Origin of the sequence: Streptomyces sp. DH12, from assembly GCF_020873895.1 — a bacterium.
Lineage (GTDB): Bacteria > Actinomycetota > Actinomycetes > Streptomycetales > Streptomycetaceae > Streptomyces.
Genome location: NZ_JAHWGT010000413.1, coordinates 1 through 630, shown reverse-complemented (window position 1 = coordinate 630; position 630 = coordinate 1). Strand labels below are relative to the sequence as shown.

Sequence of the window (630 nt, the reverse complement as noted above, 5' to 3'; positions counted from 1 at the left end):
CCGCTGGCCTTCGTCTCGCTGCACGGCCCGGGCGACGGCGACCGGGTCACGCGCCCGGCCGCCACGGTGTCCGCCTCACCCGTGCCCTCCCGCTCACCGAGCGCGCCCGCGCCGACGCCGCGCGTCGTCGCACCGGGCGAGCGGGTGACAGCGGCGCCGGGGTTCGTCCTGTGGCTGACGGAGGAGGGGAAGCACTGGACGACGCCGGACAGTCCCGAGCCGCAGTTCCGGAGCGTGAACAGCGACAACATCGACCGGGACACGCCCGGAGTCACGGTGCAGTCCGAGTCGACGCCCACCAGGGCGCTGCTCTCGGGCCTCTACTACGGCGGTGCGGGGACGGCGTCGGTGGTCGAGGTCGCGTCGGAGGACGGACCGGTGCGCGGCGAGCTGCTGGAGCTGCCCGGCCGTCCCGGCTGGGGCGTCTGGTACGCCGTCGCCGACACCGACGACCTGGGGCGGGTCACCGTGCGCGACACCGAGGGCGGCGTCTACGCGCACTTTCCCTGACGGGGGAGGGCGGCCACGACACCTCCCATCCGGTGCCGTGGCCGCCCGTTTCTCTTCCGCCGCGGCCGTTACTTGCTGACGGCGAAGCGCATCAGGGCGTGCTCGTCGCCCTGCTTGATC

The 630-nt window shown here is 74.3% G+C and carries 1 protein-coding gene; it reads left to right on the top strand.

Annotated features, from left to right (window positions below; translation table 11 throughout):
* The coding region (locus tag LPA54_RS34890; protein WP_306806587.1) for a hypothetical protein at positions 1-510 on the top strand (510 nt) is incomplete at its 5' end.
* Positions 511-630 lie beyond the last annotated feature (120 nt).